General features: G+C 73.9%; 19 protein-coding genes. 14 read left to right on the plus strand and 5 right to left on the minus strand.

The window, feature by feature from the left end:
- Positions 1-14: 14 nt before the first annotated feature.
- The 7 genes from ACGF13_RS12360 (at position 15) to ACGF13_RS12390 (ending at position 6,784) form a co-directional block, all read left to right on the plus strand.
- Positions 15-1,664, plus strand: coding sequence for an NRAMP family divalent metal transporter (locus ACGF13_RS12360; protein WP_392872571.1), 1,650 nt, complete (start codon positions 15-17; stop codon positions 1,662-1,664).
- 57 nt (positions 1,665-1,721) lie between these two features.
- Positions 1,722-1,991: a hypothetical protein gene (locus ACGF13_RS12365; protein ID WP_392872574.1), complete on the plus strand. Its 270-nt coding sequence runs from the start codon at positions 1,722-1,724 to the stop codon at positions 1,989-1,991.
- A 66-nt stretch (positions 1,992-2,057) separates the two neighbouring features.
- On the plus strand, positions 2,058-2,447 hold the full coding sequence (locus tag ACGF13_RS12370; protein WP_392872577.1) for a winged helix-turn-helix domain-containing protein: 390 nt from the start codon (positions 2,058-2,060) through the stop codon (positions 2,445-2,447).
- A 53-nt stretch (positions 2,448-2,500) separates the two neighbouring features.
- Positions 2,501-2,716, plus strand: coding sequence for a hypothetical protein (locus ACGF13_RS12375; protein WP_392872579.1), 216 nt, complete (start codon positions 2,501-2,503; stop codon positions 2,714-2,716).
- 107 nt (positions 2,717-2,823) lie between these two features.
- Positions 2,824-4,635, plus strand: coding sequence for an ABC transporter permease (locus ACGF13_RS12380; protein WP_392872582.1), 1,812 nt, complete (start codon positions 2,824-2,826; stop codon positions 4,633-4,635).
- 14 nt (positions 4,636-4,649) lie between these two features.
- On the plus strand, positions 4,650-6,050 hold the full coding sequence (locus ACGF13_RS12385; RefSeq protein ID WP_392872585.1) for a nitrate/sulfonate/bicarbonate ABC transporter ATP-binding protein: 1,401 nt from the start codon (positions 4,650-4,652) through the stop codon (positions 6,048-6,050).
- Between the two features lie 128 nt (positions 6,051-6,178).
- Positions 6,179-6,784 carry a deaminase gene (locus ACGF13_RS12390; RefSeq protein ID WP_392872588.1) on the plus strand — a complete coding sequence of 202 codons (606 nt, stop codon included), beginning with the start codon at positions 6,179-6,181 and terminating at the stop codon, positions 6,782-6,784.
- A gap of 109 nt (positions 6,785-6,893) precedes the next feature.
- Here the strand turns inward: ACGF13_RS12390 and ACGF13_RS12395 are convergent, their stop codons facing one another.
- Together ACGF13_RS12395 and ACGF13_RS12400 are read right to left on the minus strand one after the other, a co-directional pair.
- Positions 6,894-7,304 carry an ArsR/SmtB family transcription factor gene (locus ACGF13_RS12395; protein ID WP_392872590.1) on the minus strand — a complete coding sequence of 137 codons (411 nt, stop codon included), beginning with the start codon at positions 7,302-7,304 and terminating at the stop codon, positions 6,894-6,896.
- A 103-nt stretch (positions 7,305-7,407) separates the two neighbouring features.
- Positions 7,408-7,722 carry an antibiotic biosynthesis monooxygenase family protein gene (locus tag ACGF13_RS12400; protein ID WP_392872593.1) on the minus strand — a complete coding sequence of 105 codons (315 nt, stop codon included), beginning with the start codon at positions 7,720-7,722 and terminating at the stop codon, positions 7,408-7,410.
- 350 nt (positions 7,723-8,072) lie between these two features.
- On the opposite strand from ACGF13_RS12400, the gene ACGF13_RS12405 reads away from it, so the two are divergent.
- From ACGF13_RS12405 to ACGF13_RS12415, 3 genes are all read left to right on the plus strand, one after another.
- On the plus strand, positions 8,073-8,852 hold the full coding sequence (locus ACGF13_RS12405; RefSeq protein ID WP_392872596.1) for a hypothetical protein: 780 nt from the start codon (positions 8,073-8,075) through the stop codon (positions 8,850-8,852).
- Positions 8,853-8,942: 90 nt separating this feature from the next.
- Positions 8,943-10,334: a helix-turn-helix domain-containing protein gene (locus ACGF13_RS12410; protein ID WP_392872599.1), complete on the plus strand. Its 1,392-nt coding sequence runs from the start codon at positions 8,943-8,945 to the stop codon at positions 10,332-10,334.
- Positions 10,335-10,429: 95 nt separating this feature from the next.
- Positions 10,430-11,137 (plus strand): TetR/AcrR family transcriptional regulator, encoded by a 708-nt coding sequence (locus ACGF13_RS12415; protein ID WP_392872601.1) that lies wholly within the window; start codon positions 10,430-10,432, stop codon positions 11,135-11,137.
- Positions 11,138-11,271: 134 nt separating this feature from the next.
- On the opposite strand, the gene ACGF13_RS12420 is transcribed toward ACGF13_RS12415, so the two are convergent.
- Together ACGF13_RS12420 and ACGF13_RS12425 are read right to left on the minus strand one after the other, a co-directional pair.
- Entirely contained in the window at positions 11,272-12,909 is a 1,638-nt protein-coding gene (locus tag ACGF13_RS12420; protein WP_392872604.1) for an amidohydrolase, read from the minus strand.
- Between the two features lie 73 nt (positions 12,910-12,982).
- On the minus strand, positions 12,983-14,404 hold the full coding sequence (locus ACGF13_RS12425) for an APC family permease (protein ID WP_392872607.1): 1,422 nt from the start codon (positions 14,402-14,404) through the stop codon (positions 12,983-12,985).
- A gap of 449 nt (positions 14,405-14,853) precedes the next feature.
- Between ACGF13_RS12425 and pstS the strand changes: the two genes are divergently transcribed.
- A complete protein-coding gene (gene pstS / locus ACGF13_RS12430) occupies positions 14,854-15,966 on the plus strand; it encodes a phosphate ABC transporter substrate-binding protein PstS (protein WP_392872803.1) in 1,113 nt (370 codons plus the stop codon).
- Positions 15,967-16,047: 81 nt separating this feature from the next.
- Here pstS and ACGF13_RS12435 read toward each other — a convergent pair whose 3' ends face one another.
- A complete protein-coding gene (locus ACGF13_RS12435; protein ID WP_392872610.1) occupies positions 16,048-17,031 on the minus strand; it encodes a LuxR C-terminal-related transcriptional regulator in 984 nt (327 codons plus the stop codon).
- Between the two features lie 338 nt (positions 17,032-17,369).
- Here ACGF13_RS12435 and ACGF13_RS12440 point away from each other — a divergent pair, with 338 nt between their 5' ends.
- The 3 genes from ACGF13_RS12440 (at position 17,370) to ACGF13_RS12450 (ending at position 19,299) form a co-directional block, all read left to right on the plus strand.
- Positions 17,370-18,671, plus strand: a complete 1,302-nt coding sequence (locus tag ACGF13_RS12440; RefSeq protein WP_392872613.1) for an IS256 family transposase — start codon at positions 17,370-17,372, stop codon at positions 18,669-18,671.
- Positions 18,672-18,851: 180 nt separating this feature from the next.
- Positions 18,852-19,010: a hypothetical protein gene (locus tag ACGF13_RS12445; protein ID WP_392872616.1), complete on the plus strand. Its 159-nt coding sequence runs from the start codon at positions 18,852-18,854 to the stop codon at positions 19,008-19,010.
- A 76-nt stretch (positions 19,011-19,086) separates the two neighbouring features.
- Positions 19,087-19,299 carry an MbtH family protein gene (locus tag ACGF13_RS12450; protein WP_392872619.1) on the plus strand — a complete coding sequence of 71 codons (213 nt, stop codon included), beginning with the start codon at positions 19,087-19,089 and terminating at the stop codon, positions 19,297-19,299.
- Positions 19,300-19,512 lie beyond the last annotated feature (213 nt).

A 19,512-nucleotide genomic window follows, 5' to 3' on the forward strand; every position in this document is an offset into this window, starting at 1 on the left:
AGGGAGGAAACGTCATGACCACCCACGCAACTCTCAACTCCACGGCCCCCGAGCCGCGTTCGGCCGTCCTCGACGACGCGCACATCGGCGACATCAAGGGTGCGCTCGGCACCATCAGGCTCGACGACGACACCCCGCGCCACGGCCTGTCGGCCCGGCTGAAGACCCTGCTCGCGATCGTCGGCCCCGGCCTGATCGTGATGGTCGGCGACAACGACGCCGGCGCCTTCTCCACCTACGGCCAGGCCGGGCAGAACTACGGCACCAAGCTGCTGTGGACGCTGCTGATGCTCGTCCCGGTGCTCTACGTCAACCAGGAGATGGTGCTGCGCCTGGGCGCCGTCACCGGCGTCGGCCACGCCCGGCTGATCCTGGAGCGCTTCGGCAGGTTCTGGGGCGCGTTCAGCGTCATCGACCTGTTCCTGCTGAACGCCCTGACGCTGGTCACCGAGTTCATCGGGGTGACGCTCGCGGCCGGGTACCTGGGCCTGCCGAAGGTCGCCTCGGTGGTGCTGGCGGCCGGGATCATCATCGCCTCGGCCTTCACCGGCTCCTTCCAGCGCTTCGAGCGGGTCGCCGTCACCCTGTGCATAGGCTCGCTGCTGCTGGTCCCGATCTACTTCATGATCCACCCCAGGACCTCGCAGATGGCCCACGACTTCGTCGTGCCCAGCATGCCCGGCGGCACCGGCGAACTCGCCGCCGTGATGCTGGTCATCGTCTCCATCGTCGGCACCACCGTCGCCCCGTGGCAGCTGTTCTTCCAGCAGTCCTACGTCATCGACAAGCGGATCACCCCCCGCTTCATGAAGTACGAGAAGGCCGACCTCTGGATCGGCATCGTGATCGTCATCGTCGGCGCCGCCGCCATGATGGGCCTCACCGCCGCCGCCTTCGCGGGCACCGACGGCTTCGGCCAGTTCTCCGACGCGGCCGCCGTCGCCCGGGGCATCGAGGACAAGGCCGGGCACCTGGCCGGCGTGCTGTTCGCCGTCGCGCTGCTGGACGCCTCGATCATCGGCGCCTTCGCGGTCTCCCTGTCCACCGCGTACGCGATCGGCGACGTCTTCGGCATCAAGCACTCGCTGCACCGCGGGGTGAAGGGCGCCAAGGGCTTCTACGGGATCTACGCGGGCCTGGTCGTCGCGGCGGCGGCGATCACGCTGCTCTCCACGGACTACACCCAGGGCCTGATGACCCAGTTCGTCCAGGTCCTCGCCGGCGTCCTGCTGCCCTCCGCCACCGTCTTCCTCCTGCTGCTCTGCAACGACAAGGCCGTCCTCGGCCCATGGGTGAACGGTCCCAAGACCAACGCCTTCACCGCGGCGGTGGTCGGCGTCCTGGTGATGCTCTCGCTGATCCTCACCGCCGCCGTGGTCTGGCCGGACATCAGCTCCGAGGCCATCCTGTGGATCATGGCGGGCTGCGGCGTCGCCGGAGTCCTCGTCGCCGGGTACTCCTTCACCGCCGGGCGCCGCGGCACCAAGGAGGGCCCTCCCCCAGCCTCCGGCCGGGAGAACTGGCGGATGCCCCCGCTGGAGACCCTCGGCAAGCCGGTGATGTCCACCGCCCGCAAGGTCGGCATGGGCGCGCTGCGCGCCTACCTGCTGCTCGCGATGGCGATGGTCGTCGTCAAGATCGTCCAGACCGCGCTCGACCACTGAGCCGTCCGGCCCGTCGCACATCCCCCGTCCGCCGTCCTGTCACGGAGGTGACCTGCCATGACCATCGTCGCCGCTTTCCGGCCCACCCGTCCGTCCACCGACCGGGGCCGACTGCGCTCCACCCTCTCCGCCGTCGGCCGACGCCTGGCGGCGAGCCCCCTGGACAACGTCGTCCTCCGGGCCGTCCCGACCCTCGCCGCCGGGCCGGCGGCCAGGGGCAACGGCCCGGCGGGCGGCAGCCGGAGCGGGCTGCGGGCCCGCTGGCGGACCGTCACCGCCCCGGACGGGACCACCCGGCTGGAAGCCGTCTGGCACCCCGACCGCTGAACGGCGCGACCCGCCCCGCCCGCGTTCCCGCCCCGCTCGCCCCGACCCCGAAGGAGTCCGACCACCATGGCCCTGCGCTACCCCAGGATCGACGCCCTCTTCTCGGACCACCCCGCACCCGCCCCGAACCGGCGCCCGGCCCCGCGCCCCTTCCCCGCGCCCGGCCTGGTGGTGGACACCGAGCAGCGCACCGTCACCGTCGAGGGCCGCCAGGTCACCATGCCGTACCTGGAGTTCGAGTTGCTCGCCCACCTGGTCGGCAACCCGCTGCGGGTGCACTCCCGGCGCCAGCTGATGGAGAACGTCTGGGGCCGCACCGACACCGGCGACTCCCGCACCGTCGCCACCCACATCGCCCGGATCCGGCGCAAGCTCGGCCCCGGGCACCGGGAGGCGATCGCCACCGTCCGGCAGATCGGCTACAAGTACGACCCCCGGCTGGCCCGGACGGCCTGACCGCCCGGCCGCCCCGCAGAGGGACACGACACCCATCGAAGGAGGGCCCCGCGATGACCCGAACCGTCCTGTTCCCCCGGACCGGCAGAGGCACCGCGCTGTGCGGCGTCCTGTTGCTGATCACCACCGAGGGCCTCGCCGTCGGCCTCGCGCCCCACCCGCTGCGGCTGTTCCTGTCCGGCGCGCTCGTCGGCGCCTCGGTCGCCGGGCTGCTGCTCGCCCTGCTGCTGGCCGGCAGCGGGCGGCGGCAGTCGTCGGACAGGCCCTAGCCGGACGGGCCCCGGGCGGTACGTCATGCGGTACGGCATGCGGGACGGGTTTGCATACGGACGTACCGAGGGAGCAGACTGCCCGGGTTTGCGCCGGAGGTACCGCCATGACCCTGCTGAAGCCCGCCCCGGGCCGCTCCCGGAGCCCAATGCCGGGCGGCCGCTCCCTGAGGCCGCTGCCCGGCGGCCGGTCCGCGGGCCTGTTGCCCGTCCGGACGGCGAGCCTCCTCGGCGGGCGGGTGTGGGTGGACCTGGTCGTCGCGGCCGCCGTCCTGGTGCTGCTCTACCTGGTGCTGCGACTCGGCCAGGGCGGCTCCGTCCGGTTCTCCGCCGTCCGGGACGCGGCCGTCGACACCGACCCGGCCCGGCTGCCGTACGACGCGGTGCGCTCGCTGCTGCGGATGTTCGCCGCGCTCGCCGTCTCGGTCGTCTTCACCTTCTGCTACGCCTACGCCGCCGCCCGCAGCCGCCGGCTGGAGCGGGTGCTGATCCCGGCGCTGGACATCCTCCAGTCGGTGCCGGTGCTCGCCTTCCTGAGCGTCGCGGTCGCCGGCTTCCTCGCGCTCTTCCCCGGCTCGGTGCTCGGCCTCGAGTGCGCCGCCGTGTTCGCCATCTTCACCTCCCAGGCCTGGAACATGACCTTCGCCTTCTACCAGGCGCTGGTCTCGATGCCGCGCGAACTCGACGAGCTGTCCCGCTCGTTCGGGTTCAGCCGGTGGACGCGGTTCTGGAAGGTCGAGCTGCCCTCGGGGATGATCGGCCTGGTCTGGAACGGCATGCTCGGCTTCGGTGGCGGCTGGTTCTTCCTGGTCGCCTCCGAGGCGATCACCGTGGACGGCCGGCGGTACGCGCTGCCCGGGGTCGGCTCGTACGCGGGCGCGGCCATCGCCGCCGGGGACCTCGGCCGGGTCGGCTGGGCGATCGCCACCATGGTGGTGCTGGTGATCGGCGTCAACTTCCTGTTCTGGCGGCCGCTCACCGCCTGGGCCGAGCGCTTCAAGAACGAGCAGTCCGAGGCCACCGAGGTGCAGCGCTCGGTCGTACTGGACCTGCTGCGCCGCTCCCGGCTGCCCGCCGCGCTCGGCGGGGCGCTGCGCCCGGCCGGACGGGTGCTGAACCGGGCCGGGCGGGTCTTCGGCACCGCCGCCCGCCCGCCGGCGGCCCGCCCCGGCCGACGGCGGGCCGGGGACGTGGCCTTCGCCCTGGTCGCGGGCGGCATCGTGCTGTGGGGCGTCCTCGACCTGGGCCGCTACCTCGCCGACCGCACCGGCCTCGGCGTCTTCGGCGAGCCGCTGCTGCTGGGCCTGGCCACCCTCGCCCGGGTGCTCGTGCTGGTCGCGGTGGCCACCGTGGTCTGGGTGCCGATCGGTGTGAAGATCGGCTTCTCGCCCCGGCTGACCAGGATCGCCCAGCCCGTCGTCCAGGTGCTGGCCGGCTTCCCGGCCAACTTCCTCTTCCCCCTGGTGGTCTGGCTGCTGCTGCGCACCGGGGTGTCGATCGACCTCGGCGGCATCCTGCTGATGGCCCTCGGCTCCCAGTGGTACATCCTGTTCAACGCCATCGCCGGTGCCATGGCCGTGCCCACGGACCTGCGCGAGGCGATGGACGACCTCGGCGTGCGCGGCTGGCAGCGCTGGCGGCGGCTGATCATCCCGGCGGTCTTCCCGGCGTACGTCACCGGCGGCATCACCGCCTCGGGCGGCGCCTGGAACGCGTCCATCGTCGCCGAGGTGGTCACCTTCGGCTCCACCACGCTGACCGCGACCGGCCTCGGCGCGTACATCGCCCGGGCCGCCGAGCACGGTGACCACCCGCGCCTGCTCGCCGGAGTCGCGGTGATGAGCCTGTACGTCGTCGTCCTCAACCGTCTGCTCTGGCGCCGGCTGTACCGGCTGGCCGAGCGCCGCTACTCGCTGTAGTCCGGAGTCCGCCGATGCGCTTCCCGTTCCGCCCCCGCGCCACCACCGCCGCCACCGCTCCCGTCCCCGCTCCTGGCCCCGCTCCTGGCCCCGCTCCGGTTCCCGAAGGGGACGAGGGGGACCAGGAGGTGCTGCTGGAGGCCGCCGGCCTGACCAAGACCTACGCCGGGGCGGCCGGCGACCTGCCGGTGCTCTCCGGCATCGACCTCACCGTGCGGGCCGGCGAGATCGTCGCCGTACTCGGGCGCTCGGGCTCCGGCAAGTCCACCCTGCTGCGCTGCCTGGCCGGGCTGATCCCGCCCAGCTCCGGCACCGTCCGCTACCGCGGCACCCCGCTCACCGGCGCCAACCCCGGCACCGCGCTGGTCTTCCAGACCTTCGCACTGCTGCCCTGGCTGACCGTCCGGCAGAACGTCGAGCTCGGCCTGGAGGCCCGCGGGGTGCCGCCCCGGGAGCGTGCCCGGGCCGCCGCCCAGGCCATCGACCTGATCGGCCTGACCGGCTTCGCGTCCGCCTACCCCAAGGAGCTCTCCGGCGGGATGCGCCAGCGGGTCGGATTCGCCCGGGCGCTGGTCGTCGAACCGGACGTGCTGATGATGGACGAGCCGTTCTCCGCCCTCGACGTGCTCACCGCCGAGAACCTGCGCGGCGAGCTGATGGAGCTGTGGGACTCCGGCCAGTTCCCCACCCGGGCCGTCGTCCTGGTCACCCACAACATCGAGGAGGCGGTGCTGATGGCCGACCGCGTCGTGGTCCTCGGCGCCCGCCCGTACGGAACCATCAGGGAGACCGTCGAGGTCGCCCTGGAGCGGCCGCGGGACCGCGAATCGGCGGCCTTCGACGAACTGGTGGACCGGGTGTACCGGATCATGACCGGCCGGCCCATGGACACCCGACCGGCCGGCCGCACCGGCCACGACCCCGACCCCGATCGGCGCACCGTCGCCAGCACCCCGCTGCCCCCCGCGAGCGTCGACGGCCTCTCCGGTCTCGCCGAGACGGTCGCCCACCGCGGCGGGAGCTGCGACCTGGCCGGGCTCGCCGACGAACTCGGCCTGGACATCGACGACCTGCTCCCCCAGGTCGACGCCCTCGACCTGCTCGGGCTCGCCGAGGTCCACGGCGACGACCTGCTGCTCACCGAGACCGGCGCCGCCTACGCCGGGGCCGACGCCCAGGACTCCCGCGCGGTGTTCGCCGCCGCGGCCCTGGAGGTCCCGCTGGTCAAGCTGATCGCCAACAGCCTCGGCGGCCGGCCCGGCGCCACCGTCCGCACCGGCTTCCTGCGCGACCTGCTCGGCCGCCACTACACCGTCGAGCAGACCGACCGGCAACTGGAGACCGCCACCGACTGGGGCCGCTACGCGGGGCTCTTCGCGTACGACGCCGACCGGCAGGAGTACCGGCTGCAGTAGCGGCGCCGGGTGGCGCTCGGCCGGCAGTACCGGCGAACCCCGGCGCCCCGTGCCCCCGCCCGCGCAGAATGCCGTCGGGGCCGGCGCACCCGTCGTGCCGGCACGTCGACCGGACGGAGAACACAGGGATGTTGGACAGGCGCTCCTTCCTCGGAACCGCCGCCGCGGCCGGGGCCGTTCCGTACGCCGCGCACGCCGTTCCGGTCGCGCGACCGGAGCCGCGGCCCCGGTCACAGCCGCAGGAGCGGGAGCAGCGGCGCGGCCACGAGTACTTCATGACCCAGGCGATCGTCGAGGGCCGCAAGCTGGAGCGCTACCCCTTCGGAGCGGTGATCGTCCGGGCCGGGGTGGTGGTGGCCCGCGGGGTCGCCGCCGCCGCGGAGAACCCGACGTACCACGGGGAGATGGTCGCCATCGAGGACCACGCGCAGCGGGCGGACGACCCCGACTGGGGCGCCACGACCCTGTACACGACCGCGGAGCCCTGCCCGATGTGCATGAGCGCCTGCGCGTGGGCCGGGATCCGGCGGGTCGTGTGGGGGACCTCGATCGAAGGGCTGCGCCGCACCGGTCTGGATCAGATCGACCTCTCCGCGACCGCCGTCGCCGACGCCTCCAGGTCCTTCTACTCCCCGCGGCTGCTCCTCGGCGGCGTGCTGGCCACCGAGACCGACGCGATGTTCCGCCACGCCCAGGCCATCCGCGACGGCGAGATCCCGGCGGGCACGGGCTGATCCGGGCCGGCGCCCCCGGGGAGCCGGGCCGGTTGGCGACCGGGGAGCCGGACCGGCGGCTGGGGAGCCGGACCGGCTGGGCCGCCGGGGCGCCGGACCGGACCGCCGGTTACCCGGTCGCCGGGCGGCGGCGCACCGCGCGGGCCGCGCGGGCGAAGGGCTGCGGGGCGGTCGCACCGGCCGGAGCGGCTCCGTCGTCGCCGCCGTCGCGACGGTCGGGCAGGTCCTGGGCGATCAGCGCGGCCTCGGTGAGCAGCCCGCGCACCTCGGTGGCCCGGTAGAAGATCCGCGTGCCCTCCCGCCGGGCCACCACCAGTCCGGCCGCCCGCAGCTTCGCCAGGTGCTGCGAGGTCGCCGCCACGTGCGCCCCCAGCAACTCGGCCAGCTCGCTCACCGGCAGCTCCCGGCCGCTCAACGCCCACAGCAGCCGGTAGCGCGACGGGTCCGCCACCGCCTTCAGCACCGCCACCGCCCGCTCCGCCGCCTCCGCGTCCCAGGCCTCATCCCGCGTACCACCCATACAGGGATCGTACCGAGGTGCGCCCGCGCGCCCGGGGCCGGGAAGATCCGACGGCGGCCCCGGGGCGTGCGCCGGGCGGTCGCGCCGGGCGTTCGCGCCGGGGTCAGCGCGCCGGGTACGCCTCCGGCTCCAGGGTCGAGCTGGTCCGGAGCACGTCGGTGACGCTCAACTCGTAGAACGAGTACCACTTGTCCCGCCCCTGCTGCTGGGCGTTCCGGTGCTCCAGGTCGGCGCGCCACTGCGCCAGCGTCTCCGGGTTGCGCCACCACACCAGGGTCAGGCGTTCGCCGTCCTCGGCCTCGTAGCTCTTGACCCGGACGAGGTCGTCGCCGTAGACCGCCCGCGCCTTCTCGGCGAGGTGGTCGTCCGTCGTCCGGTAGTCGCCGTCGACCTGCTCCGAGAAGCGCGACCTGAACACGACCAGAATCATCTCTGTCTCCCATCAGTTCCGGCTGATGACATCTGATGACACAGCAGTTCCCCCGGTTCACACGGTTCACCCGGTCCCCGGTGGTTCCGTTCCCGCCCCGGCCCGCGAAGGGCCTGCGGAACGTTCCGGAAGTCCGTTCCAGGCGGGCACGAAACCGCAGGTCGGAGGGGGTGGAACCGTTCCAGTGTCCCGGCCTGGCCGGGAAGCCTGGCGGACCGGGCGGACGGCGGACCAGAGTTCTGCCCAGCGGCCGGTGCCGATGGCCCGCCGCCCCGTCCACTCCTTCATCCACTCCTTCATCCGCGGCTTCGTCCGCGATCCGTTACGGGGGAACCTCCATGTCCGCTCGCCGTGCCGTGTCCGCCCGCCGTGCCCTGTTCGTCCCGGCCGCCCTCGCCCTGGGCGCCGCCCTCACCCTGACCGCCTGTGGGCCCGACGGCGGCGACGCGGCGCAGCCCGCGAAGCCCGCCCAGTCCGCCTCGGCCGCCGCGCGCGGCACCGCCGCCCCCGCTCCCGGGGCCCCGGCTCCGGCGGCCCCCGCCGCCCAGCCGACGGCCGCTGCTCCCGCCCCGGCGGCTCCCGCCGGAGCCGGCACGGCCCGCCCCAAGACCCCCGTGGTCCCCGCCACGGGCGGCGCGGCCGCGGCCGGTGGCGATGAGGCCTACGCCTACACCCACTCCTGCAAGGCCGACAAGCTGACGGTCAAGGTGACCACCAGGACCGGGTCGCCCGACCAGCGGGTGATCGAGGTGCACAACCAGGGCGGCACCTACTGCGGTCTGAGCTACTACCCGCTCGTCAACCTCGGGAGCTCGAAGGCCCCCAACCACGGCGACGACCTCACTCCGCTGGTTCCGGGCGGGCTGGGCGGCCCGCCGGCCCACGCGCTGGCCCCCGGCAAGAGCACCTACGCGGTGGTGGACCTCAACCCCGGCAGCGGCGGCGTGGCCGACGTGGACCAGCTGAACGTCCTGGCCGACGACCAGATGCCCAACTCCGACACCCGGACCTTCCCGCTCGGCGCCGGCGCGAAGGTCGGCAAGCAGCCCAAGGTCGGCCTGTACCGGGACGACGTCGCCGACGCGGCCTCCTCCACCGAGACGGCCGGCCGGAGCTGACCTGCTGCGTTGCGCTCCCCCCGCTCCCGGTACGGTGATCCGCGGATCGACGGCATCCCGGACCGACCCGGGGTGGGGGAAGGGCGGCAGATGAGTGTGGAGACCGAGGAGTTCGCGGCGATGCTGCGCGAACTCAAGGAGCGTTCGGGCCGCAGCTACGGGGCCCTGGCCACTCGGCTGCACGTCAGCACCTCCACCCTGCACCGCTACTGCAACGGCGCCGCCGTACCGACCGAGTACGCGCCGGTGGAACGGCTGGCCCGGGTCTGCGGGGCCGGCGCCGAGGAACTGGTCGAGTTGCACCGCCGCTGGATCCTGGCCGACGCGGCCCGCCGCCGGGAGTCCTCCGCCGCGGGCGCCCCGGCCGGCACCGGACCGGCACCCGCACCGCGGCCGGAGGCCCAGCCGGAACCCGGGCCCGATCCGACGCCCGGCCAGGAACCCGATCCGACGCCCGGTCCGAAGCCCGGTCAGGAGCCGGAGCACCGGCCGGCCGCCGTGCCCGACCGGCCGTCAGCCGCCCTACCGGAGGAGGAAGCGGAGGTGACGAGCGCGACCCCCTCGGCCCCGCCCGCCGGGCCGCGCCGCCGCACCCGCACCCGGGTGCTGCTGAGCGCGACCGCCGTGGCCGTGCTGGCCGCCGTGGTCTCCGGCCTCGTCCTGCGCGAAGCCGGCGGCACCCCGCGCACCTCCGCCCCCTCGGCCGTCTCCTCTGCTGTCGCACCGTCCGTCGCCGCCGGTGCGGCGGCCGGCAGCGCGCCCACCGACGCCCCGGCGCCGGCCGCCCCCTCGGACCCCGCCGCCGCGGACACCGCGGCCGCGGCCGCCTCGGCGGTCCCCGAGGAGCTCCCCCCGCCGTTCCACGTCAGTGTCCTCAACAACAACTGGGGCAGCCTCTGCAACCAGTGGTTCCTCTCCGCCCGCTCCCCCGCCCAGGTGACCCCGCCCCCGTCGTCCTCCGGCCGGATCGACAGCTGGGCGGCCTCCCAGCGCATGGTGCCCGCCGGGCACCTGCGCATCGAGCTGACCGCCCTGGGCGCCGACTCGGACACCGTCGTGCTGAACGCCATGTACGTGCAGGTGGTCAGCACCCGGCCCGCACCCAAGTGGAACGCCTACACGCCCGGGTCCGGCTGCGGCGGCGGGCTCGAACCGGCGGCCTTCGCGGTGGACCTCGACGCGGCCACGCCGCGCCCCGTCCCCGTCCCGGGCAAGGAGGGCGAACGGAAGACCGCCACCGCGAAGGACTTCCCGTACCGGATCTCGGCCAACGACCCGCAGGTGATCGACGTGGACGCCTCCACCCGGTCCCAGGACGTCAGCTGGTTCCTCGAACTGGTGTGGACCGGCAAGGACGGCCGCAGCGGCACCACGCGGGTGGGCCTCGGCGACCAGCAGCCGTTCCGGACCGTGGGCAGGCACGGCGCGCCGAACTACTTCCACAACGGCACCGCCTGGGCCCCGGACCACGACGAGGGCTGAGCCCGACCGCCGGCCGGGGGCGGAAGGTGCCCGCCCTCCGGCCCACGCCACCCGCCCTCTGGCCTATGTCAACGGTGTTGGCATAACCTCGGTGGATGACCGACCGCGTAGTGCCCGAACCGCAGCGACGCCGGCGCCGCCCCACCAAGCAGGGCGTGGTGCTGTCCGCCGAGCTGATCGTCGACACGGCGATCCGGCTGATCGGCGGGCACGGCGCCGAGGCGCTCACGGTGCGCCGGCTCGGCGCGGCCCTCGGCGCCGACCCGAGCGCGGTCTACCGCTACTTCCACAGCACCGACGACCTGCTGCTCGCCATCGCCGACGAACTGATCGGCCGCGCCCAGCTCGGCTGGCGGCCCACCGGCGACTGGCGCGCCGACCTGCGCGCCATCGGCCTGCGCATCCACGCCAGCTACCAGGCCCACCCGCAGGCCGCCATCCTCGCCGCCCACCGCACCACCGGCCGCACCCACGAGATCGCCGCCGTCGAGGCGATCCTCGGCGTCCTGCGCACGGCGGGCTTCCCCGACCCCGAGGCCGTCCGGATCTACCACGCCTTCGTCGACCAGAGCCTCGGCTTCGCCGCCCTGGACGCCGCCACGCTCGCCCTCCCGGCCGCCGCCCAGAACGCCGACCTCCATGTCTGGCAGGGCTCCTACGCCCGGCTCGACGCCGCCGACCACCCGCACATCGCGGCCACCGCCCACCTGCTCACCAGCGACATGCGCCGCAGCGGGTACCCGTACGCCCTGGACCTCCTGCTGGAGGCCGCCGAGGCCCGGCTGCGGGCGGCGGGCGACTGAGGACGAGGGCGGCTGAGGACGAGGGCGGCTGAGGACGAGGACGGGGACGCGCCGCTGCGCGCCGGAACGCGGCCGGCCGTCGGTGGTGGGCCCCCCGGGCTCACCACCGACGGCCGTTGCGGCCCCGGGCCGGCTCACTGCGCCGCGTGCACCAGCTCCCCGCCGACGTACGTCCGCAGCACCCGGGCGTGGGCGATCTCCTCCGGCGGCCCGGTGAGGATGTCGCGGTCGAGCACGACGAGGTCGGCCAGGTTCCCGGCCGCCAGCACCCCGGCGTCGTCGTGGCCGTTCAGGTGGGCGCTGCCGGCCGTGTAGGCGGCGATCGCGGAGAACAGGTCGAGCCGCTGTTCGGGCAGGAAGACCCGTCCGTCGGTGGCCTCCGGCTCCATCCGGTTGACCGCCACGTGCAGCCCCGCCAGCGGGTCCGGGCTGCTCACCGGCCAGTCGCTGCCCGCCGCCAGGGTGGCGCCGGCCCGCTGGAGGGCACCGAACGGGTACTGCCAGGCGGCCCGCTCCGGCCCGAGGAAGGGGATGGTGAGCTCGTCCATCTGCGGCTCGTGGGCCGCCCAGAGCGGCTGGATGTTGGCGACGGCGCCGAGCCGGGCGAAGCGCGGGAGATCGTCCGGGTGGACCACCTGGAGGTGGGCGAGGTGGTGGCGGGTGTCGCGCCGGCCGTTGGTGGTGCGGGCGGCCTCGACGGCGTCCAGGGCCTCGCGCACGGCGCGGTCGCCGAGCGCGTGGAAGTGCACCTGGAAGTCGAGCGCGTCCAGTTCGGTGACGTACCCGCGCAGCGCCGCCGGGTCGACGAAGCTGAGGCCGGTGTTGGCGGTGGCGCAGCCGCAGCCGTCCAGGTAGGGGCTGGTCATCGCGGCGGTGAAGTTCTCCGCGATGCCGTCCTGCATGATCTTCACCGAGCCGGCCCGGAACCGGCCGTGGCTCAACTCGGCGCGGCGCCGGACGAGTTCGGGGATCTGCTCGGCGCCCCGGTCGCGCTGCCACCAGAGCGCACCGGTCACCCGGGCGGTCAGCGCGCCGGAGCGGGCGGCGGCCAGGTAGGCGTCGGAGGGGTCGGGCATGCCGTTGAACTCGCCGAGCAGGGCGTCCTGCCAGCCGGTGATGCCGAGCGAGTGCAGCAGGCGCTGGGCGCGCAGCAGCCCGTCCAGCCGGTCGGCGGCGGTCGAGGGCGGGATCAGTCGGGCGACCAGGGCGGTGGCGCCCTCCTGGAGGGTGCCGCCGGGGGTGCCGTCGGCCTCGCGCTCGATCCGGCCGTCGGCCGGGTCGGGGGTGTCGGCGGTGAGGCCGGCGAGTTCCAGCGCCCGGGTGTTGGCCCAGGCGCCGTGGTGGTCGCGGTTGGTGAGGTAGACCGGGCGGTCGGGGACGACGGAGTCGAGCAGCTGCCGGGTGGGCAGGCCGCCCTCGAAGCTCTCCATCGACCAGCCGCTGCCGGTGATCCACTCCTGCTCCGGGTTCGCCTCGGCGTACGACCGGACGCGCGCCAGGTAGTCGGCGACGCCGACGGTGCCGGTGAGGTCGCAGGACGCCAGCTCCGCGCCGCCGCCCACCGCGTGGATGTGGGCGTCCTGGAAGCCGGGCAGCAGCAGCTTGCCGGTGAGGTCGACGACCTCGGTCCTCGGCCCGATCAGCTCCCGGACCTCGTCGTGCCCGACGGCGGTGATCCGTTCGCCGGTCACGGCCAGGGCGCTCGCCCGGGTGCGGGCGGCGTCGCCGGTGTGGACGGGGCCGTGGGTGAAGACCAGATCGGCCTCGGTCATGGGTGGTGCTCCGTTCTCGGGTGGTCGTGCTTGGTCGTGCTTCGTGCTTCACGCATCATGCGCCGTACGGGCCCTACCCGGAGGTCTCCCCCAGGAAGTACGGCGAGCGCCGCCGCCAGCGGGCCCAGGCCGCCGCCGGCAGCCCGCTGACGATCATCAGGATCACCACGGACAGCTCGAACCACCCGTTGTCGGCGGCGAGTTCGAAGTGGTCCGTGGAGTCGTAGAAGGTCCAGGCGAGGTAGCCGCCGACGGCGAGCAGCGCCGCCGCGCCCAGCAGCGGTCCGACCACCGCGCGCAGCCCCTCCAGCGGGGCGGTGCGCAGCAGGCCGCGGAACCGGACGGCGGCGGCGACGGCGGTCAGCGCGTAGTAGAGCGCGACGACGATGCCGATGGCGTTGACGGCGGCCGAGATGAGGTCGTTGACGGTCGGGATGGCGATCGAGCAGAGTGCCAGCAGGACGGCGATGCCGGTGATCAGCAGGGTGCCGACGGCGGGGGTGGCGTGGCGGGGGTGCAGCCGGGTCCAGACCGGGCCGAGCACCCGGTCGCGTCCCATCGCGTACATCCCGCGGGCGGTCGGGATCACCGAGGACTGCAGCGAGGCCACCGCGGAGAACATCAGCGCGATCAACGGCAGTGCGGCCAGCGGCTGTTGGGCGAGCTTGGTACCGAAGTAGGTCAGCCCGTGGGCACCGTTGTCGGCCAACTCGTCCAACGGCAGCACCCGTTGGAACGCGGTGCCGGCGAGCAGGAAGAGCAGCAGCATCACCACCAGGGCGATCAGGCCGCCCCGGGAGGCGTCGCGCGGGTCGCGCACCTCCTCGCCGACGCTGAACACCGACTCGAAGCCCCAGTAGCAGAAGACCGCGAGCACCATGCCCTGCGCGACCGCGCCGAAGGAGGGGATGTCGAAGGGGTTGTACCACTGGAGCGAGAACGGCTGGTCCCCGGCGAACAGCCCGTAGCCGCAGAAGCCGAGCAGCACGGCGTACTCGAAGACCAGCAGTGCCTTCTGCAGCCGGGCCGCCAGGTCCAGCCCGCGCACCGCGACCAGCGCGGCGGCCACCAGCACCACCAGGCCGAGCAGGGTGCACTGGACGGTCGAGTCGGCGTCGAGCCGCAGCCCGGCGACGCTGCGCAGGTGGGCCTGGTCGAGCAGTTGGATGACCGAGGAGCCGGTGACGGTCGTGGTGTACGCCATGAAGACCACGGTCCCCACGGTGTTCACCCACCCGGTCAGGAAGCCCAGCCAGGGGCTGAGGGTGCGGCCGACCCAGCGGTAGCTGCTGCCCGCGTCCGGATCGACGGCGTTCAGCCGCCCGTAGCCGCCGGCGATGGCGAGCACCGGTAGGAAGGCCAGCAGCATGATCGCCGGCAGGTGCAGGCCGACCACCCCGGCCATCAGGCCCAGGCCGATCCCGATGCTGCTGGTGGCGGCCGTGCTGGAGGCGGCGATCGCCGCTCCGTCCAGCAGGCCGAGCGACTGTCGCATCGCGACGTGGGAGGCTCGTGCGTCCGCTCTCGGGCTGCCGCCCGTGTCCTTCACCGTCGATGCCAACGGATCACCGCCTTGGTCGTGGGGTGCGCGTGTGGGGGAACTCCCGCACCGGTCGGAGGGGGTGACGCGGGCGGGAAGTGCGAGCCATGAAACCGGCGGCGCCCGCACACGTCAATGCCGTTGTCATAAGAGTGGGCGCCCGGGCGCCGGCCGTCGCGTTCCCCGCCGACCGCCCTCGGTTAACCCCGGATTCACCGGCCGCCGGAAACCACGTTCACCTCGGCCGCCTAGCGTCGTTCGTTCCCCGGCGCCGGCCGTGTGACCGCACCGCCCGACCGCACTGCCCGACGGCACCGCCCGACCGCACCGCCCGACCGCACAGCCGCCTGCCGGAACCCTGCACGAGCACCGTGAACCAGAACCGTTTCGACGAGAGGGAACCACTGATGCTCCAGCGCAACCGCCGGTCCACCACCCTCGCCCTGAGCGCGGTGGCGCTGGCCGGCGCACTGACGCTCACCGCCTGCGGGGACGAGAAGCCCGGGCCCACCGAAGCGAGCGCCGCCTCGATCGCCTGCGGAGCCAAGGGCGGCAACCTCCTCGGCGCCGGCTCCACCGCGCAGGGCAACGCGATGGACGTCTGGAAGACCGCCTACAACGCCGCCTGTTCCGGCACCACCGTCAACTACAGCGGCGGCGGATCCGGCGCGGGCGTCCAGCAGTTCAACCAGGGCAAGGTCGCCTTCGCGGGCACCGACTACGTGCTCAAGCCCGCCGACGTCGACGCCTCCAAGTCGGTCTGCACCGGCGGCCGGGCGATCGACCTGCCGATGGTCGGCGGCCTCGTCTCACTGGTCTACAACCTGGACGGCGTCGACAACCTGGTGCTGGACGGCCCGACCGCCGCGAAGATCTTCGACTCGCAGATCACCAAGTGGAACGACCAGGCGATCGCCGCCCTCAACCCGGGCACCAAGCTGCCGGACGCGGAGATCCAGTCCTTCCACCGCTCGGACGACTCCGGCACCACCTACAACCTGACCTCCTACTTCGCCAAGACCTCCGGCGGGGCCTGGGGCGCGGCGCCGGACAAGGCGTGGAAGGGCAGGGACGGCCAGTCCGCCAACGGCAGCGCCGGCGTCTCCGCCCAGATCAAGCAGGTCAAGAACTCCATCGGCTACGCGGAGCTGTCCTACGCCCAGGTCAACAACCTGAAGAGCGCCAGGATCTCCACCGGCGCCGCCAAACCCGTCGAGGCCACCACCGCCAACGCGGCCGCCACCATCGCCTCCTCCACCGTGGCCGGCACCGACGGCGACCTCGCGCTCTCCCTCGACTACGGCACCAAGGCCGACAACGCCTACCCGATCGTCCTCGTCACCTACGAGATCGCCTGCGACAAGGGCAACAAGGCCGACACCCTCGCCGCCCTCAAGTCCTTCCTCACCTACACCGTCGGCGACGGCGCCCAGAAGGCCATCGGCGAGAAGGGCTACGTCCCCCTCCCGGCCGCCATCGCCGACAAGGTCAGGGCCGCCGTCGCCACCCTCGCCTGACCCGGGCCGCACCCGCGCCGCCGCCGGGCCCCACCGGGGCCGGCGGCGGCGTTTCCAGACCCCGGGCCGGCTTTCCCCTCGTCAGAGTTCGTCGAGGGGCTCGTCGAGGACGCCCTGGCGGGCGATGATGTAGCCGAGGTGGCCGCGGCTGCGGCTGCCGAGGAGTTCGCTGGCCTTCTGGATGTGGCTGGAGACGGTGCGGGTGCTCATGCCGAGGCGGGAGGCGATGGCCTCGTCGGTGTAGCCGTTGACCATCAGGCGCAGGACGTTCTGGCGGGTGCGGGCGGTCAGCAGCCGGGGGCGGTGGTGGCCGTGCTGGTAGGTGACGGGCTCGGCGCGCTCCCACATCAGCTCGAAGATCTTGAGCAGGTACTCGACGAGCGGCGGGAGTTCGATGAGCATGGCCGCGGCCTCGCGGTCGGCGCCGGCCGGGATGAAGGCGGTGGTGCGGTCGCAGATGATCACCCGGTCGAAGACCTCGTTCAGGGTCCGCACCTGGGCGCCCTGGGCGGTGACCTGCTCGATGTAGGCCAGCGTCGGGCCGTGCGAGCGCACGGTGTGCTGGTAGAGGGTGCGCTGGCGCACGCCCCGGCCGGCCAGGGCGAGGTCGCGCGGGAGCGCGTCGCCGAGCTGCTCGGGCCCGCGGCCGCCGCCCGGCTGGGCGGTGAGCAGTTCCTCGGAGCAGGCGGCGACGGCCTTCTCCAGTGCGGGGTTGATCTCCTCGCCCGCCAGCAGCCGGATCGGCAGTTTGGCCCGCCGCATGACGTCGCGGTAGGCGTGCTCGGCGGTGTGGAAGGAGGTGTGCAGCGCGGCGAGCCGTTCCTGGTGCGCCAGTACGGCGAGTTCGAGCGGACGCGCTAACCCGGTGACGGCGATGTCGGGCGGGACGGGGGCCAGCCGGTCACCGGAGCCGGGCAGCGGGCGCAGCAGCCCCATGGCGAGCAGGCATTCGGGGGCTTCACCGGTCGCCTCCCCCTCGGCCAGCGCCGTGCGGTAGAACTCGATGCCCCGGTCGCAGAGCTGGGGTGTTCCCCTTTCCGCGCAGTTGTCCTGGGTTGGGCACATCTGGGCATCCTTCCGGCTTCGGCATTGCGGTTTCACGAATGCCCGTACCGGCTACCGCCAGGCATCAGAACCGGCAAGATGGAGGTGACTGCCGTTCGGACGCCGCCCCCCGGGCTCCGACAGCCGTGAGTGTACGCCCAATGGGCGCGGAAATCATCGGCTGACAGTAGTCGGGCGAGCACGCAGGAGGGGGAGCCGACGGTGGCGGTCACGATCACGGCCGCGCCCGGCAGCGGTGACCCGGGGGATTGCCGGCACCTCGCACCTGGCGCCCCGGCGGGGCGCCCGGAGCGGGCGGTCGGCGCGTGGAACGGCCTACAGACGGAAGGCACCCCCAGTTGCGAGCTGATTCCGACCCAGCGACACCGCCCGCCGCCCTCGCCGGCCTGGTGGACCAGCGCCTGGTGCGACAGTTCGCGGAGGCCGCCGCCGCGCAGGTCGGCTCCGGCGCGGTCCGGCTGCTGGGCGACGGCGGGATCCTCCAGGCCTTCGCCAAGCAGCTGATCGAGGGTGCTCTGGAGCTCGAACTCCAGGAGCACCTGCGCGGCTCAGGCTCCGACTCGGACTCCGGCTCCGGTTCCGGTCCCGGCACCAACGGCCGCAACGGCGCCCGGGCCAGACGGCTGCTCACCGAGATCGGCCCGGTCGAGGTGCGGGTGCCCCGGGACCGCGAGGGCAGCTTCACCCCCAAGGCCGTCCTCCCCCGGGCCCGGCGGCTGCCCGGGCTCGACCGGCTGGTGATCTCGTTGACCGCGCGCGGCCTCAGTTCGGGCGAGCTGGTGGCGCACCTGGCCGAGGTGTACGGGGTGGAGTTGAGCAGGGAGACCGTCTCGGCCATCACCGACCAGGTGCTCGACGAGCTCGCCGAGCGGCGCGGGCGGCGGCTCGACCCGGTCTACCCGGTGGTCTTCGTCGACTCGGTGCGCAGCGGCCGCTCGGGCGGGCCGCTGGTGCACCTGGCGCTCGGGGTCTCCGTCGAGGGCCGGCGCGAGGTGCTGGGCCTGTGGCCGGCCGCGGACGGGGAGCAGTGGCCGCAGGTGCTGGCCGGGCTCGCCGAGCGCGGGGTGCGCGAGGTCTGGGTGCTGGTCGGCGGCACCGGTGCGGCGCTGGCCGAGGCGGCGGCCGAGCAGTGGCCGAGCACCGTGGTGCACGGCTCGGTGGCCCACCTGCTGCACGCGGCGCTGCGGCACGCGCCCGGCGAGGACTGGGCGGCGCTGTCGCGGGCGCTGCGCGGGACCTGTACGGCGGCGACCGAGGCGGCCGCGCTGGAGCGGCTGGCCGAGGCCGAGCGGGAGTGGGGGCCGAGCCACCGCGAGGTGTTCCGGGTGTGGCGCTCGGGCTGGCCGCTGCTGGCGCCCGGTTTCCGCTTCGGCCCGGAGGCGCGGCGGCTGCTGACGGGCGGGGGCGCGCTGGAGCGGCTGCACGCCCGGCTGCGCCGGATCGAGCAGTCCGCGGGCCGGGTGCAGGACGAACGGGCCGCGCTCAAGCGCGCCTACCTGGCGACGCTCGCCCTGGAGTCGCCGGCCGGGGCGGGGCGGCCGGGGGTCGAGGACTGGCCCGCCGTCCGGGAGGAGCTGCGCCGGGGCTCGCCGCGGCGCGCCGGGGTGCCCGTCTCCGCACTGCTCCCACCACTGATCTGACAGAGCCAGGCGGGGGTTGGATCATGTCTGTCTGTTTTTGACACGATCTGCCCGGGCTTCCGGTTCCCGCATTGCGTGTTCACGATCACAAAGAGAGCTTCCAAGCACGTTTGGGCCTTCGGCAGGATGCGTTTCAGAGCGAAGAGGGCAGACCGCCCTCCTCAGGAAGAGGAATTCGCGATGCCAAGCCTTGCCGTCCGCGTCCACAAGATGCCCGGGATGCGCACCGTTCGACCGGCCGCCGTGGTGGGCCTCCGACTCCACGACCGGCCGCGCCTGTCCGTGGTTTCCCTCACCGCCCACGACTCCCTCTGCGGGGACTCCGGCTGGGGTCCGTGAGCCTCGGCTCCGTCGACCACCCGATCCCCACCTTTTCGCACCGCTCCGAACAGACCTGATCAGAGAGGAACCGACGATGGCGAACCCGTTCGAGGACCCCGAGGCCAGCTACCTCGTCCTGGTCAACGACGAGGGCCAGCACTCGCTCTGGCCGGCCTTCAGCCCGGTGCCCGCCGGCTGGCAGCAGGTGTTCGGTGCCGCCGGACGGCAGGACTGCCTCGACTACGTCGAGCAGAACTGGCAGGACCTGCGGCCGAAGAGCCTGATCGCGCAGCTGTCCGAGCACTGACCCCGGCCACCGCCCACCGACCGTCGGAGGGCTGAACACCCGGCTTCCGTACGGGGATCCCCGCCGAGCGGCCGCTCACCCGGCCACACCGCCTCGGCGCCGACCGCGGAGAAGACCACGGCGGAGAAGACCGCGGAGCAGACCGCCGCTCACCCGGCGTCGCACCGCGCCCGAGCCGCCGCTCACCCGGCCGCTCCCCGGCCCTCCCCCGGC

This window comes from Kitasatospora sp. NPDC048286, assembly GCF_043201735.1.
GTDB lineage: Bacteria > Actinomycetota > Actinomycetes > Streptomycetales > Streptomycetaceae > Kitasatospora.

What these genes read in the sequence shown, in the direction of transcription:
- ACGF13_RS12360 (WP_392872571.1), top strand. Translation starts at nt 15, where the DNA reads ATGACCACCCACGCAACTCTCAACTCCACGGCCCCCGAGCCGCGTTCG.
- ACGF13_RS12365 (WP_392872574.1), top strand. Translation starts at nt 1,722, where the DNA reads ATGACCATCGTCGCCGCTTTCCGGCCCACCCGTCCGTCCACCGACCGG.
- ACGF13_RS12370 (WP_392872577.1), top strand. Translation starts at nt 2,058, where the DNA reads ATGGCCCTGCGCTACCCCAGGATCGACGCCCTCTTCTCGGACCACCCC.
- ACGF13_RS12375 (WP_392872579.1), top strand. Translation starts at nt 2,501, where the DNA reads ATGACCCGAACCGTCCTGTTCCCCCGGACCGGCAGAGGCACCGCGCTG.
- ACGF13_RS12380 (WP_392872582.1), top strand. Translation starts at nt 2,824, where the DNA reads ATGACCCTGCTGAAGCCCGCCCCGGGCCGCTCCCGGAGCCCAATGCCG.
- ACGF13_RS12385 (WP_392872585.1), top strand. Translation starts at nt 4,650, where the DNA reads ATGCGCTTCCCGTTCCGCCCCCGCGCCACCACCGCCGCCACCGCTCCC.
- ACGF13_RS12390 (WP_392872588.1), top strand. Translation starts at nt 6,179, where the DNA reads ATGTTGGACAGGCGCTCCTTCCTCGGAACCGCCGCCGCGGCCGGGGCC.
- ACGF13_RS12395 (WP_392872590.1), bottom strand. Translation starts at nt 7,304, where the DNA reads ATGGGTGGTACGCGGGATGAGGCCTGGGACGCGGAGGCGGCGGAGCGG.
- ACGF13_RS12405 (WP_392872596.1), top strand. Translation starts at nt 8,073, where the DNA reads ATGTCCGCTCGCCGTGCCGTGTCCGCCCGCCGTGCCCTGTTCGTCCCG.
- ACGF13_RS12410 (WP_392872599.1), top strand. Translation starts at nt 8,943, where the DNA reads ATGAGTGTGGAGACCGAGGAGTTCGCGGCGATGCTGCGCGAACTCAAG.
- ACGF13_RS12415 (WP_392872601.1), top strand. Translation starts at nt 10,430, where the DNA reads ATGACCGACCGCGTAGTGCCCGAACCGCAGCGACGCCGGCGCCGCCCC.
- ACGF13_RS12420 (WP_392872604.1), bottom strand. Translation starts at nt 12,909, where the DNA reads ATGACCGAGGCCGATCTGGTCTTCACCCACGGCCCCGTCCACACCGGC.
- ACGF13_RS12425 (WP_392872607.1), bottom strand. Translation starts at nt 14,404, where the DNA reads ATGCGACAGTCGCTCGGCCTGCTGGACGGAGCGGCGATCGCCGCCTCC.
- ACGF13_RS12435 (WP_392872610.1), bottom strand. Translation starts at nt 17,031, where the DNA reads ATGTGCCCAACCCAGGACAACTGCGCGGAAAGGGGAACACCCCAGCTC.
- ACGF13_RS12445 (WP_392872616.1), top strand. Translation starts at nt 18,852, where the DNA reads ATGCCAAGCCTTGCCGTCCGCGTCCACAAGATGCCCGGGATGCGCACC.
- ACGF13_RS12450 (WP_392872619.1), top strand. Translation starts at nt 19,087, where the DNA reads ATGGCGAACCCGTTCGAGGACCCCGAGGCCAGCTACCTCGTCCTGGTC.